Source organism: Billgrantia sp. C5P2 (genome assembly GCF_051062895.2).
The window spans coordinates 1,006,058-1,021,395 of the sequence record NZ_CM128542.1 but is presented as its reverse complement, the minus strand read 5'-3'; the positions used below and the strand labels follow the sequence as shown (position 1 = coordinate 1,021,395).

Annotated in this window: 16 protein-coding genes; 4 read left to right on the top strand and 12 right to left on the bottom strand. The window is 65.3% G+C overall.

What is annotated here, in order from left to right; genetic code table 11:
* Positions 1-67: 67 nt before the first annotated feature.
* The 6 genes from exaC to pedF form a co-directional block, all read right to left on the bottom strand.
* Positions 68-1,588: an acetaldehyde dehydrogenase ExaC gene (gene exaC, locus ACRWQA_RS04840; RefSeq protein WP_434229829.1), complete on the bottom strand. Its 1,521-nt coding sequence runs from the start codon at positions 1,586-1,588 to the stop codon at positions 68-70.
* A gap of 268 nt (positions 1,589-1,856) precedes the next feature.
* Entirely contained in the window at positions 1,857-3,626 is a 1,770-nt protein-coding gene (locus ACRWQA_RS04835) for a PQQ-dependent methanol/ethanol family dehydrogenase (RefSeq protein ID WP_434229832.1), read from the bottom strand.
* A 205-nt stretch (positions 3,627-3,831) separates the two neighbouring features.
* Positions 3,832-4,776: a quinoprotein relay system zinc metallohydrolase 1 gene (locus ACRWQA_RS04830; protein WP_434229835.1), complete on the bottom strand. Its 945-nt coding sequence runs from the start codon at positions 4,774-4,776 to the stop codon at positions 3,832-3,834.
* The gene (locus ACRWQA_RS04825; protein ID WP_434229837.1) at positions 4,773-5,549 is read right to left on the bottom strand and encodes a quinoprotein dehydrogenase-associated SoxYZ-like carrier; all 777 of its coding nucleotides are present in this window, start codon (positions 5,547-5,549) and stop codon (positions 4,773-4,775) included. Before ACRWQA_RS04825 ends, ACRWQA_RS04830 begins: the two co-directional genes overlap by 4 nt.
* The gene (locus ACRWQA_RS04820; protein WP_263580921.1) at positions 5,546-6,472 is read right to left on the bottom strand and encodes a substrate-binding periplasmic protein; all 927 of its coding nucleotides are present in this window, start codon (positions 6,470-6,472) and stop codon (positions 5,546-5,548) included. The genes ACRWQA_RS04825 and ACRWQA_RS04820 overlap by 4 nt, the downstream gene beginning before the upstream one ends.
* 43 nt (positions 6,473-6,515) lie before the next feature.
* Entirely contained in the window at positions 6,516-6,953 is a 438-nt protein-coding gene (pedF, locus tag ACRWQA_RS04815) for a cytochrome c-550 PedF (protein WP_263580922.1), read from the bottom strand.
* Positions 6,954-7,220: 267 nt separating this feature from the next.
* Here pedF and ACRWQA_RS04810 point away from each other — a divergent pair, with 267 nt between their 5' ends.
* From ACRWQA_RS04810 to ACRWQA_RS04795, 4 genes are all read left to right on the top strand, one after another.
* A complete protein-coding gene (locus ACRWQA_RS04810; protein ID WP_434229840.1) occupies positions 7,221-8,390 on the top strand; it encodes an ABC transporter substrate-binding protein in 1,170 nt (389 codons plus the stop codon).
* Between the two features lie 73 nt (positions 8,391-8,463).
* Positions 8,464-9,432, top strand: a complete 969-nt coding sequence (locus ACRWQA_RS04805; protein ID WP_263580924.1) for a YVTN family beta-propeller repeat protein — start codon at positions 8,464-8,466, stop codon at positions 9,430-9,432.
* Positions 9,429-10,208, top strand: a complete 780-nt coding sequence (locus tag ACRWQA_RS04800) for an ABC transporter ATP-binding protein (protein ID WP_434229842.1) — start codon at positions 9,429-9,431, stop codon at positions 10,206-10,208. The genes ACRWQA_RS04805 and ACRWQA_RS04800 overlap by 4 nt, the downstream gene beginning before the upstream one ends.
* The gene (locus ACRWQA_RS04795) at positions 10,205-11,014 is read left to right on the top strand and encodes an ABC transporter permease (protein ID WP_263580926.1); all 810 of its coding nucleotides are present in this window, start codon (positions 10,205-10,207) and stop codon (positions 11,012-11,014) included. The genes ACRWQA_RS04800 and ACRWQA_RS04795 overlap by 4 nt, the downstream gene beginning before the upstream one ends.
* On the opposite strand, the gene ACRWQA_RS04790 is transcribed toward ACRWQA_RS04795, so the two are convergent.
* The 6 genes from ACRWQA_RS04790 to pqqA all read right to left on the bottom strand — a co-directional run bounded on the left by ACRWQA_RS04790 (position 11,011) and on the right by pqqA (position 15,273).
* Positions 11,011-11,928, bottom strand: coding sequence for a beta/alpha barrel domain-containing protein (locus ACRWQA_RS04790; protein WP_263580927.1), 918 nt, complete (start codon positions 11,926-11,928; stop codon positions 11,011-11,013). The two genes, ACRWQA_RS04795 and ACRWQA_RS04790, sit on opposite strands and share 4 nt — an antisense overlap.
* A 23-nt stretch (positions 11,929-11,951) precedes the next feature.
* Positions 11,952-13,061: a 3-phosphoserine/phosphohydroxythreonine transaminase gene (gene serC, locus ACRWQA_RS04785; protein WP_263580928.1), complete on the bottom strand. Its 1,110-nt coding sequence runs from the start codon at positions 13,059-13,061 to the stop codon at positions 11,952-11,954.
* A 10-nt stretch (positions 13,062-13,071) separates the two neighbouring features.
* Positions 13,072-13,575 (bottom strand): urate hydroxylase PuuD, encoded by a 504-nt coding sequence (locus ACRWQA_RS04780; protein WP_263580929.1) that lies wholly within the window; start codon positions 13,573-13,575, stop codon positions 13,072-13,074.
* A gap of 133 nt (positions 13,576-13,708) precedes the next feature.
* Positions 13,709-14,848, bottom strand: a complete 1,140-nt coding sequence (gene pqqE, locus ACRWQA_RS04775; protein ID WP_434229847.1) for a pyrroloquinoline quinone biosynthesis protein PqqE — start codon at positions 14,846-14,848, stop codon at positions 13,709-13,711.
* Positions 14,811-15,110, bottom strand: coding sequence for a pyrroloquinoline quinone biosynthesis peptide chaperone PqqD (pqqD, locus tag ACRWQA_RS04770; RefSeq protein ID WP_263580931.1), 300 nt, complete (start codon positions 15,108-15,110; stop codon positions 14,811-14,813). The genes pqqE and pqqD overlap by 38 nt, the downstream gene beginning before the upstream one ends.
* A gap of 88 nt (positions 15,111-15,198) precedes the next feature.
* Complete coding sequence (gene pqqA / locus ACRWQA_RS04765) at positions 15,199-15,273, bottom strand: pyrroloquinoline quinone precursor peptide PqqA (RefSeq protein WP_114477445.1); 75 nt, start codon at positions 15,271-15,273, stop codon at positions 15,199-15,201.
* Between the last annotated feature and the right edge of the window lie 65 nt (positions 15,274-15,338).

Sequence of the window (15,338 nt, the reverse complement as noted above, 5' to 3'; positions counted from 1 at the left end):
TCTCGGAAATAATCAGGAAACGCCGCCCGGACGGGCCGGGCGGCATAGTGGTTCAGAACATGACGGCTCAGAAGAAGCCAAGCGGATTGATGTCGTAGCTCACCAGCAGGTTCTTGGTCTGCTGGTAATGCTCCAGCGCCACCTTGTGGGTCTCGCGACCGACGCCGGACTTCTTGTAGCCACCGAAGGCGGCATGCGCCGGGTACTGGTGGTAGCAATTGGTCCACACGCGGCCGGCCTGGATGCCGCGCCCCATGCGGAAGGCGACGTTGATGTCGCGGCTCCACACGCCGGCGCCGAGGCCGAACTCGGTGTCGTTGGCGATGGCCAGGGCCTCTTCCTCGTCCTTGAAGGTGGTCACCGCCACCACTGGGCCGAAGATCTCCTCCTGGAACACGCGCATCTTGTTGTTGCCCTTGAGCAGCGTCGGCTGGATGTAGTAGCCCTTGTCGTAGGCCGGGTCGAAGCTCTCCTTGTCGCCGCCGGTGAGGAACTCGGCGCCCTCCTCGCGGGCGATGTCCATGTAGGACATGATCTTGTCGAACTGCTCCTGGGAGGCCTGGGCGCCGACCTGGACGTCGGTATCCAGCGGGTTGCCACGCTTGATCTGTCCCACCTTCTCCATGACCTTGGCCATGAAGGCGTCGTAGATGCTCTCCTGGATCAGCGCCCGCGACGGGCAGGTACATACCTCGCCCTGGTTGAAGAAGGCCAGCACCAGCCCTTCGGCGGCTTTCTCGATGAAGGCCGGCTCGGCGTCCATGATGTCGGCGAAGTAGATGTTGGGCGACTTGCCGCCCAGCTCCACGGTGGAGGGAATGATGTTCTCGGCGGCGCACTTGAGGATGTGCGAACCCACCGGGGTGGAGCCGGTGAAGGCGATCTTGGCGATGCGCTTGCTGGTGGCCAGCGCCTGGCCCGCCTCGGCGCCGTAGCCGTTGACCACGTTGACCACGCCCGGCGGCAGCAGGTCGCCGACCAGCTTCATCAGCTCGAGGACCGAGGCCGGGGTCTGTTCGGCGGGCTTGAGCACCACGCAGTTGCCGGCAGCCAGCGCCGGGGCCAGTTTCCACACCGCCATCAGCAGCGGGAAGTTCCACGGGATGATCTGGCCCACCACGCCCAGCGGCTCGTGGAAGTGATAGGAGACGGTATTGGCGTCGATGTCGGCCGCGGTGCCCTCCTGGGCGCGGATGCAGCCAGCGAAGTAGCGGAAGTGGTCGACGGCCAGCGGGATGTCGGCGTTGAGGGTTTCACGCACCGCCTTGCCATTGTCCCAGGTCTCGGCCACGGCGAGCAGTTCCAGGTTCTGCTCGATGCGGTCGGCGATCTTGAGCAGGATGTTGCTGCGCTCGGTGGCGGAGGTCCTGCCCCAGGCGGGGGCGGCGGCATGGGCGGCGTCCAGCGCCTTGTCGATGTCCTCGGCGGTGGAGCGCGGGATCTGGCAGAACACTTCGCCGTTGACCGGACTGACGTTGTCGAAGTACTGACCCTTCACCGGGGGTACGAACTCACCGCCGATGTAGTTGCCGTAGCGTGATTCGAAGGTGATGACGGAACCGGACTGACCGGGATTGGCGTAGATCATGACGATGCTCCTGGGTTGCGTTGTTTTGCTCGGTGATGGCGGAAGGCAGCGATGGCTGCGGCTTTCACGGTCACCGACATGCTGTCTGCGACATGGGCTCTCTCGCTTCTCTCATCCGGCGCGCCAGTGATGCCAGGTGGTGTTGGCCGGCCCCAGTACGCAGTGTAGATAACCTTGGGGTGTGTACCTCATCCTCCCTTGGGTGGCATTGGGGAGGGTCTTTGGTCGTAGTCTGCCGGACCCGTGTGGAGCCCGGCAGACAAGCAGGCTACTGCGCTGCATGCTCGCTCGGCAGCTTGAAGGTCCACAGCATGCCGCCCTGGTTGAAGTTCTTGACCACCTTGGCGACCTCGCCGCCCCACAGCGGCACCGCCCCACCCCAGCCCGAGGCGACGGAGACGTACTGCTCGCCGTCCATGGTCCAGGTGATCGGTGTGCCGACCACGCCCGAACCGGTATTGAAGCGATACAGCTCCTCGCCGGTGCGGGCGTCGAACGCCTTCAAGTAGCCTTCGGGCGTGCCGGTGAAGACCAGGTTGCCGGCGGTCGCCATCACGCCACCCCACAGCGGCGCGCGGTTCTCGTGGCGCCAGACCTCTTCGCCGGTGCGCGGGTCGATCGCGCGCAGCACGCCGATGAACTCCTCGTTGGCCGGCTTGATGGTGAATCCCGCGCCGAGGTAGGCCGCCCCCCGCTTGTAGGAGACCGGCTCGTTCCAGATATCCATGGACCACTCGTTGGAGGGAACGTAGAACAGGCCGGTGTCCTGGCTGTAGGCCATCGGCATCCAGTTCTTGCCCCCAAGGAAGGCCGGGCGCGCGAGCACCGCCTCGCCCTTGTCCTCCTCAGTGGCGGACGGATCGCCCGGTCGCCCGCCCTCGGTGTAGATGGGACGTCCCTGGTCGTCGAGTCCTTCGGCCCAGGAGATCTCGTCGACGAAGGGAAAGCCGCGAATGAAGCTGCCATCGGTGCGGTCGAGCACGTAGAAGAAGCCGTTACGGTCGGCGGTGGCCGCCGCCCTGACGAGTTCGCCGTCCTGCTCGTAGTCGAACGAAATCAGTTCGTTGACCCCGTCGTAGTCCCAGCCATCGTTGGGAGTGGTCTGGAAGTGCCACTTGATGCTGCCATCGTTGGGGTCGATCGCCACCCGCGACGAGGAGAACAGGTTGTCGCCGGGGCGCAGGTGCGAATTCCACGGCGCCGGGTTGCCGGTACCGAAGAACAGGGTGTCGGTGTCGGGGTCGTAGGTACCGCCCAGCCAGGTGGCGGCCCCGCCGGTCTCCCACATGTCGCCGGGCCAGGTCAGCCCCGCCTCGCCACCGGAGATGCCGTTCTCGACGGCTTCGCCATCGCGATAGACGTAGCCCATGTGCCCCTCGACGGTCGGCCGCGTCCACAGCAGGTCGCCCGTACGTGGGTCGTAGGCCTCGACCTTGCCGACGATGCCGAACTCGCCGCCCGACACCCCGGTGATCAACTTGCCGTTGACGATGATCGGTGCCGCCGTGATCGAGTAGCCTTCCTGGTAGTCGGCCACCTGCTTGACCCACACCACCTTGCCGGTGTCCTTGTTCAGAGCGACGAGTTTGGCGTCCAGGGTGCCGAAGATGAACAGGTCGTCGTAGAGCGCACCGCCACGATTGACCACGTCGCAGCAGGGCATGATGCCGTCGGGCAGACGCGCATCGTACTGCCAGATCTCCTCACCGGTGCGGGCATCGATCGCGTAGGCGCGCGAATAGGAGGCCGTGACGTACATCACCCCATCCTTGACGATCGGCTGGGACTCCTGGCCGCGCTGCTTCTCGCCGCCGAAGGAGAAGGCCCAGGCCGGCTGCAGGGCGCGGACGTTCTCCGTATTCAGGAGGTCGATGCCGCTATAGCGCTGGCCCTGAAGCCCCATGCCATAGGTCACCACATCGTCGGCAGTGGCGTGGTCGTTGAGGAGATCCTCGTCGGTCACCGCCTGGGCGCCAAGGGAGACGGCCAGTGTCAGGGTGCCAAGGGTAAAGCGTGTGCTGATCGAGCGATATGTCATGGTTGTATTCTCGCTTCTGTGTCATGCGTTTTTGCCGAAGGCCCCAAGGCCTTTCCAACCCTTTCGTCATTCTTGGTGGGGGCAACTCGATCGACAATGAACCTCTCGGACGACTTCCTTCGTCCCTTGGTAGTAAGACCTGCGCCCACGAAAAAGCCGCAGCGATGCTGCGGCTTTCCTGTCTCGAGAGAATCGATCCCAGCGTTCACTCAAGCAGCGCAAGCACGGCCTTTTCGTAGGCGGGATAGAGGTGCGTCACCGTTCGCGTCAGCTCGTAGCGTCGTCCTTCGAGCGTGTCGAACCTTGGCGGGATCTCCATGGCGGCGGCTTCCGTCATGCTTAGCCCTTGCGACGCCGCTCGGGTCAGTGCGCCATCCAGCCAAAGGAGATAGTCGCGCGTCTGCTGAAGGGCAGCATCGCCCATGCCGGGCGCCCCGTGACCTGGCACCAGCCAGCGATACGGCAGCGCCTCCAGGCGCTCGAGATCGGCGAGCCATACCTCGAGACCGGGGCTCTGCGGCGTGGTCAGGGCTCTGTCGTGAAACACCAGGTCAGCGGCAAAAAGCACCCCGCTCGTCTCGTCGAAAATGGCCAGGTCGGCGCCGGTATGACCGGAAAGCTCCAGCAATTCCAGGCGGCGCTCGCCGACCTTCCATTCGCCGGGTTGCAGCAACTTTTCGGGTATGACGATCTCGGTGCCGCGCATCCAGTCGCCGACGAGGCGGTACATGTTATCGGCGAATGCCTCGCCATCTCGTCTCAACAGTTCCTGCGATGCCTCGAGCATATAAAGAAAATCGAAATCGAACGCCTGGTTGCCGAAGACGTGGTCGGGATGATGATGCGTCAGCAACACATGCGTGATGGCCTCGCGCGTAGTTTTCTCGATCAGTCGTCTGAGCGCTTCGCCATATCGCCTCGACGGTCCCGTGTCGATGACCACCACCCCCTCGCCCGTCTCGATAAAGGCGGTATTGACGATATTGCCGCCGTTTTCGCGGGAGAAATTCGCCGTGCTGCCCTCCACCACCCACACGCCTTGCTCTATCTCGACGGCTTCCAGCGCATAATCCGGCTCGGCCTGGGCCGGCGAGAACGACAAGCAGCTGAGCAGGACGGCAGTAAAGCACGCAATGAGCTTCCGGATCATTCTGCGTCCCCTTCCAGGCGCCGCTCGAAGACGTTGCCGTTGTTGTCGCGCATCCACAGCAGCGGCGCAGACGGCGGCTGAGGCAACTCGAAGACGAACATCGGGTTCTCGGCGGCGGATTCGGACAGCGTCAGGCTCAGCAAGGGGCTGGTTTCTCCCGCCCCGCGCAGCTCCACCCGGTCGATGAAGAAGGCCGGAACGTTGCCCACCATGCCGGAATCCATGGGGTGCATGACGTGGGTCTTGTAACGGAGATGGTCGCCGCGGGGAAAGGCTCGGCCGTAGATGGTACCGAAGCTGCGCTCCCAGTCGGGATTGGCCGCCGTCAGGCTGGGTGCCGTGCAGCCGCCGCCCGCGGCGTCCACGTGGGCGCTGGCGACGTGCCAGGTTCCCGCTTCGTCCTGCACGGCGGCACGCACCGTGGTCGCCTGCTGGACACGAAAGTTCAACGAGATGACCCGCAGCGGGAGCTCGCCGGGGTCGTAGGAGAACAGGTGCGGCACAGGGTTGAGGTCGACCCAGGTGACGATCCGCCGCGGCCGGTGGGGAAAGCGCGACAGGTCCAGCGTCAGCGGAACCTGCGCGGAGTCCTCGGCAAAGGCGGGCACCTGCAGGTCGATGCGCTCGTCGTGCCGCACCTCGATGTCGCTGCCCAGGTAGCGCTCAAGATTGTAGCGCCACATGGGAGAGTGGAAGGGGTCGTCCGGCACCTCGGCGTGTGCCAGGACGCTCGCCCACACCAGCACCAGACATAACCAGCGCCCCAAGGTCACGGCTCTTCCTCCCCTTCCAGGATACCGTCGTAATAGGCCGGCGGGCTGTAGCGCAGGCCGTGGCGCGCGAAAATCTCGGCGATCTCCCCCTCGCGCACCAGGCGATCAATGACCTCCTCGATTACATGCCCCAGCTCGCGGTGGGTGTGCTTGACCGCCATGCCGACGTCCCAGGTCTGCTTCACCAGGCCCGGGAAGCCGTTGTCCGCCGCCCGGAAGGGACGATCGGCATGGCGCACCAACTGATGGTCTATCTCGGCCCGGGTGCCCATGACGGCATGCACCCGCCCCTCGGCCATGGCCTCGAAGGCACGCCCGACGTCGCGAAAATGATGCGTATTGTCGCGCAGGGCGCCACCGAAGGAGGAACTGAGATAGGTATCGGGCAGCGTATCGATCTCCACCCCGATGGGGTGGTACTGGAACACGCCCAGCGTCGATACCGAATCGAGCGCTTCGGCATCGTGGGCAATCTGCCAGCGCTCCTGCTGGTAGGGGCCGAACATCACCACCTGATCGTTGATCACTTCGCCGGTCGAATCGCGCATGTAGGCGAATCGCCGATCATAGGGCACCCGCAGCATGACGTCGGCGATCCGCCGCTTCGCCAGGTAATGGCCCTTCCAGACGTTGTTGCGCAGGTCGTCCTCCAGGGTCTCGTCCGGGGTGATCCAGTGCACGCGGAACTCCACCCCTAATTCCTCGGCAATACGTTGGCCGATCGCCACATCGACGCCGGCGGGCTCACTGCCCTCTAGATAGGAATAGGGTGGAAAGTCGCGGTAGAGACCGACGTTGAGATAACCCGACTCGACGACGATATCGTAGGTCCGCTCAGGGGGACGGTCGAGGGCCGAGTCGCTCGCCTGGACGGGCGAGCCAAGGGTCAGCGCCAGCATGAAAATCCAGCGGATCGCGTTCATGTCGCCTCCCTTATTGGCGATAAACTCACGCCTGGTCCCGGGGCTATTCCTTGACCGACTCGACGTAGGTCTTGATCGCCCAGATGGCGTTTTGATCGAGATTGTCCTTGAACGAAGGCATTCCCTTACCGGTGCCGTTGCGCACGCGACCGATGAAGTACTCGTCGTCCCACTCCTCGAGTTCGCGAAGGTCCGGGGTGAGGCCACCGGACTGGGCCTGGATGCCGTGGCAAACCGCGCAGTTGCCGGCATAACCGCTCTCCCCGACCTTGACGGCTTCGTCGTGGAATTCGCCATGCTCGTTGCCGGGCCGGAAGGGGTTCTCGCTCAGCGGCTCCGGCCCCAATTCGGGAAGACTGCCGGTATCGACCTCCTGCGGTGTCACGTCGCCGTGCCCCATGGCAACGACCGATAGAGTGAAAAAACCGAGCGCTAGGCCGGTGCTGATAAAGCGGGTTTTGAGCAGGCTAGTGGCTTTCATTTCGGTCGCCTCCGGCTTGGATTTGTTGAACGCTTGTCGTCGCCTATTGGGGTCAAGCTCGGCGAATCTGGTTCAAGTCTAGGAAGCCGATGGCACGCGAGGAATGGCACTTTCGACCGCGAAAACCGCTCCCTTGGTAGCAACCATTTCACTGTGAGACCTTGGGTATAGTGCTTTGGTACTGCCTCATTGCGACCATGGAAACATTCTCCCTTCCCCCTGCCTTGCCTAAGGTCATGAACACGACACCAACCGGGGGAATGACTCATGTCGATCCGCGTCACGAGAGTCGCGACCATCCTCGGCCTCTGGCTGGCACTCCCTGCTGCGGTCATGGCCCTGGACGTACGCATCGGCTACGTCCAGTGGGTGCCGGACGCCGGTCCCGTGCTGTCGAACGTGACTCCCGACCCGGAGGACGCCGGTCTGCGCGGTGCCGAGCTGGCCGCCGCCGACAACAACGCCAGCGGGCGCTTCCTCGACCAGCACTATGCATTGGAGTCGCACGTTGCCGAGAGCGAGGAGCAGGCACACGCGGCCTTCGAGCAGATGCTCGACGACGGCATCGAGCTGTTCGTGCTGCGCGTCCCCGCCGAGACGCTCGTGACCATGGCCGATGCGGCGACCGAGCGGGCGTTGGTCTTCAACGCCGGGGCCAAGGAGGACTCGCTGCGCACCGGCGATTGCCGCCCCCACGTCCTGCATACCCAGCCGAGCTACGCCATGCTGACCGACGCCCTTGCCCAGTGGCTCAACCTGCGGCGCTGGCAGCAGGCCTTCCTGATCGCCGGACCGACCGACGACGACCGCGCCTGGGCCGAGGCCTTCCGCCGCTCGGCCGGGCGCTTCGGCATCGAGCTCGTCGCCGACAAGACCTGGACCTTCGACGCCGACCTGCGGCGCACGGCGTCGCGCGAGCTGCCGCTGTTCACCCAGGCGGACGACTATGACGTGGTGGTGGTCGCCGATACCCGCGGCGACTTCGGCGAGTACGTCCCTTTCAACACCTGGCTGCCGCGCCCCGTGGTGGGCACCCAGGGCATGAGCCCGGTGGCCTGGCATCGGGTAGTGGAAAGCTGGGGCGCCGCCCAACTGCAGAACCGGTTCCGCGAACTGGCCGGGCGCGACATGAACGGAGAGGACTACGCTGCCTGGGCGGGCGTGCGCTCGCTGGGCACGGCGGTCACCGAACTCGGCGCGGCCGACCGCGAGGCAATTCGCGACTTCATCCTCTCCGAGGACTTCCAACTGGCCGCCTTCAAGGGTCGCCGTCTCGGCTACCGACCGTGGAACGGCCAACTGCGTCAGCCGATTCCGCTGGTGCATCCCCAAGGGCTGGTGATCACCGCCCCCATCGAAGGCTTCCTGCACCCGGTCACCGATCTCGACTCCCTGGGCTACGACGCCGCCGAGAGCGACTGCCGCATCCGTCCTTGAAGGCCATATGCCTGCTCAGCCATCCGCCCCGGCGACGATTCGACACAACTTACCAACAACAAGGAATCCGACGATGAATCCGCTACTGCGCACCGCCCTGGCTGCGACGCTGCTCGCCCTCGCCTCCCCCGCCCTGGCCGGCCTGGCCTACGTCTCCAACGAGAAGGACAACAGCATTTCGGTGATCGATACCGACTCTCTGGAGGTCATCGAGACGATCCCGGTCGGCAAGCGCCCTCGCGGCATTCTGCTCTCCAAGGACCACACCAAGCTCTATATCTGCGCCAGCGACGACGATACCGTGCAGATCATGGACCTGGCGACGCGCCGCATCGTCGATACCCTGCCCTCGGGGGAGGACCCCGAGCAGTTCGCGCTGCACCCCAACGATCGCTGGTTGTTCATTGCCAACGAGGACGATGCCATCGTCACCGTGGTGGACGTCCCGACCAAGGAGGTACTGGCCCAGATCGAGGTCGGTATCGAACCGGAGGGCATGGCTGTCAGCCCCGACGGGCGCTGGGCGGTCAATACCAGCGAGACCACCAGCATGCTGCACTGGATCGATACCGAGGACTTCGAGATCAAGAAGAACATGGTGGTCGGCCAGCGTCCCCGCCACGTGGAGTTCAGCAGCGACGGCAAGGTGGCCTGGGCCTCGGCCGAGATCGGCGGGACCGTCCACGTCATTGATGTCGAGGCGCTGGAGGAGATCGCCACGCTCGAGTTCTCCATCCGCGGAGTCAACAGCGACAAGGTGCAGCCGGTGGGGGTCGCGCTCACTTCCGACGGCCGTTACGCCTTCGTCGCGCTCGGCCCCGCCAACCATGTTGCCGTCCTCGACGCCCAGACTTACGAAGTACTCGACTACCTGCTGGTGGGTCGGCGCGTCTGGCAACTGGCCTTCAACGAGGACGAGAGCCTGCTCTTCACCACCAACGGCATCAGCGGGGACGTTTCGGTGATCGACGTCGAGCAGCTGGCCGTGACTCGCTCCATCGAGGTCGGCCGCTATCCCTGGGGCGTGGTCGTCGCACCATGAACGCCGCGCTCCAGGACGTTCACGCGCCGATGTTCGAGGCCCTCGACATCGAGCATCGCTACGGCGCTCGCCGCGCCCTCGACGGGGTGAGCTTCACCCTCCTCCGCGGCGGATTCCATGCCCTGCTCGGCCCCAACGGTGCCGGCAAGAGTACCCTGATCGGATTGATGACCGGCCTGCTGCGCAGCCAGGCCGGCGAGATCCGCATCGGCGGTCATTCGCTGACCCGCGAACCGCGCCGGGTGCGACGCCAGCTCGGCGTGGTCTTCCAGCAGCCGACGCTGGACCTCGACCTCAGCGTACGCCAGAACCTGCTCTATCATGCGTCGCTGCACGGGCTGGGGCGACGCCTGGCTCGCCAGCGCTGCGACCGAGAACTCGCCCGCCAAGGGCTCGAGGAGCGCGCCGACGAACGGGTGCGCCAGCTCAACGGCGGCCACCGGCGCCGGCTGGAAATCGCCCGGGCATTGCTGCACGAGCCGGCACTGCTGGTGCTCGACGAGGCCAGCGTCGGGCTGGATGCCGCCAGCCGTCAGGCACTCAACGAGCACGTGCGCGCGCTGTGCCGTGAGCGCGACATGACGGTGCTGTGGACGACCCATCTGCTCGACGAGATCGACCCCGACGACAACGTGGTGATGCTGTGCGCCGGCAGCGTGGTGGCCGCCGGCCAGGCCCAAGCGCTGTGCGCGCGGACCCACAGTGCCACGCTGCAGGATGCCTTCCGCCACCTGACCGGCGGGCAGGGCCCCGACAACGAGGAGGGGCGCACATGAATCTTGCCGCCTACTGGTACTGTTTCCTCGGCGTCGGCGGCCGCGAGTGGCGTCGCTTCGTGCAGCAACGCACGCGCTTCTTCAGTGCCCTGGTGCGCCCTCTTCTGTGGCTGGTGGTCTTCGCCGCCGGCTTTCGCGCCGTGCTGGGCATCTCGATCATGGAGCCCTACGGCACCTACATCGTCTACGAGGTCTACATCACCCCGGGGCTGTGCTGCATGATCCTACTGTTCAACGGCATGCAGGGCTCACTGTCGATGGTCTACGACCGCGAGATGGGCAGCATGAAGGTACTCTTGATGAGCCCGCTGTCGCGGCCCTTCCTGCTGCTGTGCAAGGTACTGGCGATCTCGCTGGTGTCGCTGGTCCAGGTCTACGCCTTCCTCGCCATCGCCTGGTGGTACGGCATTCGCCCGCCGCTGCTCGGCCTGGCCACGGTGCTGCCGGCCTTGCTGCTGGTGGCGATGATGCTAGGTAGCCTGGGGCTGGTACTGGCCAATGCCGTGCGGCAACTGGAGAACTTCGCCGGCGTGATGAACTTCGTGATTTTCCCGCTGTTCTTCCTCTCATCGGCGCTCTACCCGCTGTGGAAGATGCAGGAGGCGGGGCCCTGGCTCTACTGGCTGTGCGCCAACAATCCCTTCACCCATGGCGTGGAGCTGGTGCGCTTCGCCCTCTACGGACGGCTCGCGCTGGAGCCGCTGCTGTGGTGCCTGGGGCTGACCGCGCTTTTCGCCACCGTGGCGGTGCTCACCTTCAACCTGCAGCGCGGCCAGGGCGTGCTGCGCCAGGGCTCAGCGACCTAGCAGCGATTCTGCTGACATAGCCAATGGGCGATCCACGGCCCCTCGTAGACCAGCGCTTCGTGCAGTTGCACCAGCACGGCGCCGGCTTCCAGTCGCGCCGAGACGTGCTCGGCCGTCGCGACACCGCCAACCGAGATCAGTGGCAGGCTACCCTTCAGCAGCTCAACGGCTTGGGCGACCTGGCGACACGCCTGGCGTTGACACTCCGGCCTTTGCCATTCGGCGTAGCGCTTCGGCGTGGCCGGCGGCCCGGCATCGCACGCCAGGACCACCCCCTCGCAGCCCAGCCCCGCCAGATGCGGCAAGATGACGGGTGGCGCCGTCGCTTCGCGCTCAAGGCGCAGCTTGACCGTCAGCGGTACCTGGCGGCCAGTGCAGGCAGACAGCCGTTGCTGCTCTCGCTTCAACGCGCTCAGCAGCCTTTGCAGCTCGCCCAGCCGTGCGGGGTGCTGCAACGCCACGGCCTGGGGGCTGCCGAGATTGACGGCGATATAATCGGCATGTCGCCAAGCCGCACGCAGGCCGGCGAGAAGCTCTTCCGGAGCATGTGCCGTCGAGGTGCGTGGATCGAGGCCGACATTGATGCCCAGGATGGCATCGCCCGCCTGCGGAAGAGGGTTCATGGCTCTGCCTGGTCGCGGCGACCACGAGCCGATCTCGATGCAGCCGAAGCCAAGCGCCGACGCCCGGCGCCCCAGCCACCCGCCGCGATCGAAGCCGGCCGCAATGCCCAGCGGATTGGGAAATGTCAGACCCATGGCCTGCACTGGCGCCAGCCTCTCGGCGCCGCCAGCCCCGCCCATCAGCGCCGGTGGATCGGGCATTCGAGCGGCCAGATGCGCGCGAGCACAGGCGACACCCCGGCCCAGGCGCGGCGTTCGCTGCATCAGGGCGCCCATCAGGCGTCGGGACATGCCGGTGGATCGGTGCACGACGGCTAGCCGAAGCGCCTGAGCGCTCGACCGTGACGCAAGGCGAACGCCTCCATGAAGGCGATCAGCGCATCGACCCCCGCTTCGGGCATGGCGTTGTAGAGGCTGGCGCGCAGCCCGCCCACGGCGGAATGACCCTGCAGATTGAGCAGCCCCTCTCGACGTGCTTGCTCGACGAATTCGCAGGTCAACGACGGCACGGCAAGCTGGAAGCAGACGTTCATCCGCGACCTGTCTGCCACCTGCTGCTCGCAGGCATAGAACTCACTGGCGTCGATGAAGGTATAGAGCTTCTCGCTCTTGCGGCGGTTGCGCGCGGCCATCGCGCCCAGGCCCCCCTGCGCCCGTAGCCAGCGAAAGACCAGCCCGGCGAGATAGATGGCGTGGGTCGGCGGCGTATTGAAACGGTTGTCGCTCTCGACCTGGATTCGATAGCTGAACGTGGAGGGGCACGCCGGCCAGGCCGGTCTCAGCAGGTCGTCGCGAACGATGACGAGCGTCATCCCGGCCGGGCCGATGTTCTTCTGGGCACCGGCGTAGATCACGCCGAAGCGCTCGACGTCGATCGGGCGGGAGAGGAAGTCGGATGTCATGTCGGCGATCAGGGGAATGCCCTGCGCGTCGGGCAGCCGGTGGTACGTCAACCCGTCGGCGGTCTCGTTGCTGGTGATGTGGCAGTAGCCCGCCCGAGGATCGAGCCGCCAATCCCTGCCTCGTGGCAACCGACGGTAGCCGTAAACGGCACCGCTGGCGGCCAGGTTGACCCGCACGTAGCGCCGAGCCTCGGCGATCGCCTTGCGCGACCAGTGCCCCGTATCGGCGTAGTCCGCCCGACCATCCGGTGGGAGCAGGTTCATCGGCAGCAGCGAGAACTGGGTCGACGCACCGCCCGGCAGGAACAGTACATGGTAGTTCGACGGCAGGCCGAGCAGTTCACGCAGATCGCACCGCGCCTGGCGCACGATACCCTGGAACTCCTCCCCGGTGAACGGCATCTCGAGGATCGACATGCCGCTGCGACGGCAGTCCAGCAGCTCCCGCCGGGCCTCGAGCAGCACCTCGCGGGGCATCACGCCGGGGCCGGCGGCGAAGTTGTAGACAGACCGGGCCTGCATCGTGGCGCGCCTAGAAGAACTGCAGGCCATGGCCGCTGGCCAGCATGAGGAACAGCAGCGGCAGCGACAGGATGGTGTTGGTACGCGACGACAGGAAGGTGATGCGCGAGCAGCGTACCCGCTCCTCCATCGGCGCCGGCACGAAGCCGAGCACCTTCTTCTGGTGCGGCCAGAGCACCAGCCACAGGTTGAGCAGCATCAACGTGCCGATCCAGGCGCCCATGCCGATGACCGCCAGCGGCCCTTGCAGCAGCAGGGCGTCCGGCAGCCAGCCGCGATACCACAGCATGCCCATGCCGGTGGCCCAGACCACGATCGAGGCGTAGCGGAAGGTGCCGTGCTCGCGCTGCATCCGCGCCTCAAGATCGGCGCTGCGCGATGGCTCGTCGCGCTCCGCACCGAACGGCTTGAACGTCGGCTGCTTCACGACATTGGCGTAGTTGTGCCCGATCCAGACGAGGGCAAACAGCAGGTGCGACCAGCGCAACAGAAGATCGAGGAATGATGCCAACATGGAGAAACTCCCGTTCTGGTGAGGGTTGCGCAGCCCAAGCAGCGCTAGACCAGCATGCGCAGCCACAGGTAGAGCATGGCCGTCAGGGCGACGCCGGCCGACATGGTGCCGGCCAGCGAGTCGTGGGGGAGCTTCATGCGCTCCTCTCCTCGGGCGCCAATCCGCCCTGGCGAGCGATGAGTTCGCCGCATCCGCCCGCCCCCTGCGATTGGGCGATGGCCTGCCGGATCACGGCGTGATGCGGCGACTTGCTGCATGCCGGGTCGGCATTGGCGGCGTCACCGGTGAGCAGCAGCGCCTGGCAGCGGCAACCGCCGAAGTCGAGTTCGCGCTCATCGCAACTGCGGCAGGGCTCCTTCATCCAGTCGTCGCCCCGGTACTTGCGGAAGGTGGGTGACTCCCGCCACAGCCACTCGAGGCTATGCTCGCGTACGCTGGGGAAATCCAGCGTCTCGAGGGTGCGTGCCTGCGAGCAGGGCAGCGCCGCGCCGTCGGGGGCGATGGTCAGGTGGATCGCGCCCCAGCCGTTCATGCACGCCTTGGGGCGGCCTTCGTAGTAGTCGGGAATGACGAAGAAGATGGTCATCGAGTCACCCAGCCGGCGGCGTGCCTTGGCGACCTCGGCCTCGGCCCAGGCCAGTTCCTCGCGGGTGGGCAGCAGCCGGTCCCGGTTGAGCAAGGCCCAGTTGTAGTACTGGACGTTGGCCAGTTCCAGGTATTCCATGCCCAGCGAGCTGGCCAGCTCGATGATCTCGGGAATCTGCGCGATGTTGTGGCGGGTGATCGGTACGTTGAGCACCATGGGAAAGCCGTGTGCCTTGATCTCGCGTGCCATGGCCAGCTTGCGGTCGAAGCTTTCCACCCCGGCCAGCATGTTGGCCGTATGCCGGTCGCTCGACTGAAAGCCCAACTGGATGTGCTTGAGCCCTGCCTCCTTGAGCGCTGCCAGACGACGGGAGGTCAGGCCGATCCCCGAGGTGATCAGGTTGGTGTAGTAGCCCAGGTCGTTGGCCTCCGCGACCAGTTCCTCCAGATCCTTGCGCAGCGTCGGTTCGCCGCCGGAGAAGCCGATCTGCATCGCCCCCAGTTCGCGGGCCTCGCGAATCACCCGCTTCCATTCGGCGGTGCTCAGCTCATCCTCGCCGTAGCGCTCGTAATCCACAGGATTGCTGCAGAAAACGCACTTGAGCGGGCAACGATAAGTGAGTTCCAGCAGCACCCAGATGGGCTTGCCTTCACCGTCGAGGCTCGGCACGGATCCAACCTTTGGCATGGGCCACCTCCAGAAATTTGACGACCCCCTTGGCGATGGCATCGCGCTCGGCATCGTAGCGTGTGACGAGTTCATCGACGATGGCGGTCACGGTCGTGTCTCCATCGCACTGCGCGAGGATGCGACCGCCGGTCTCGTTCAACTTGACGATGCCTTCGGGGTAGAGCAGGACATGGGCATGCTGGGACGCTTCCCAGCGAAAGAGGAAAGTCGGATGTATCGAATAGCGAGTCGTCATGTCGGTGTTCGCTTGGTCACTCATCGCCAATTCTCCTGACCTTTTCTCTCGGAACCGCCCTTTCTCACTCGATAAAGCGGGAATGACAGCCGCCATTCCCGCTCACGCTCAGTCAGCGAACATAGACATAGGCCGTCACTTCGAAGCCCAGGCGCAAGTCGCAGAATGCCGGATCAACCCATTGCATAAGGCACCTCCCATGATGCGATTCGTTGTCTGCAACGACAGCGTTGCCTGATCGAGGCTAGGAGG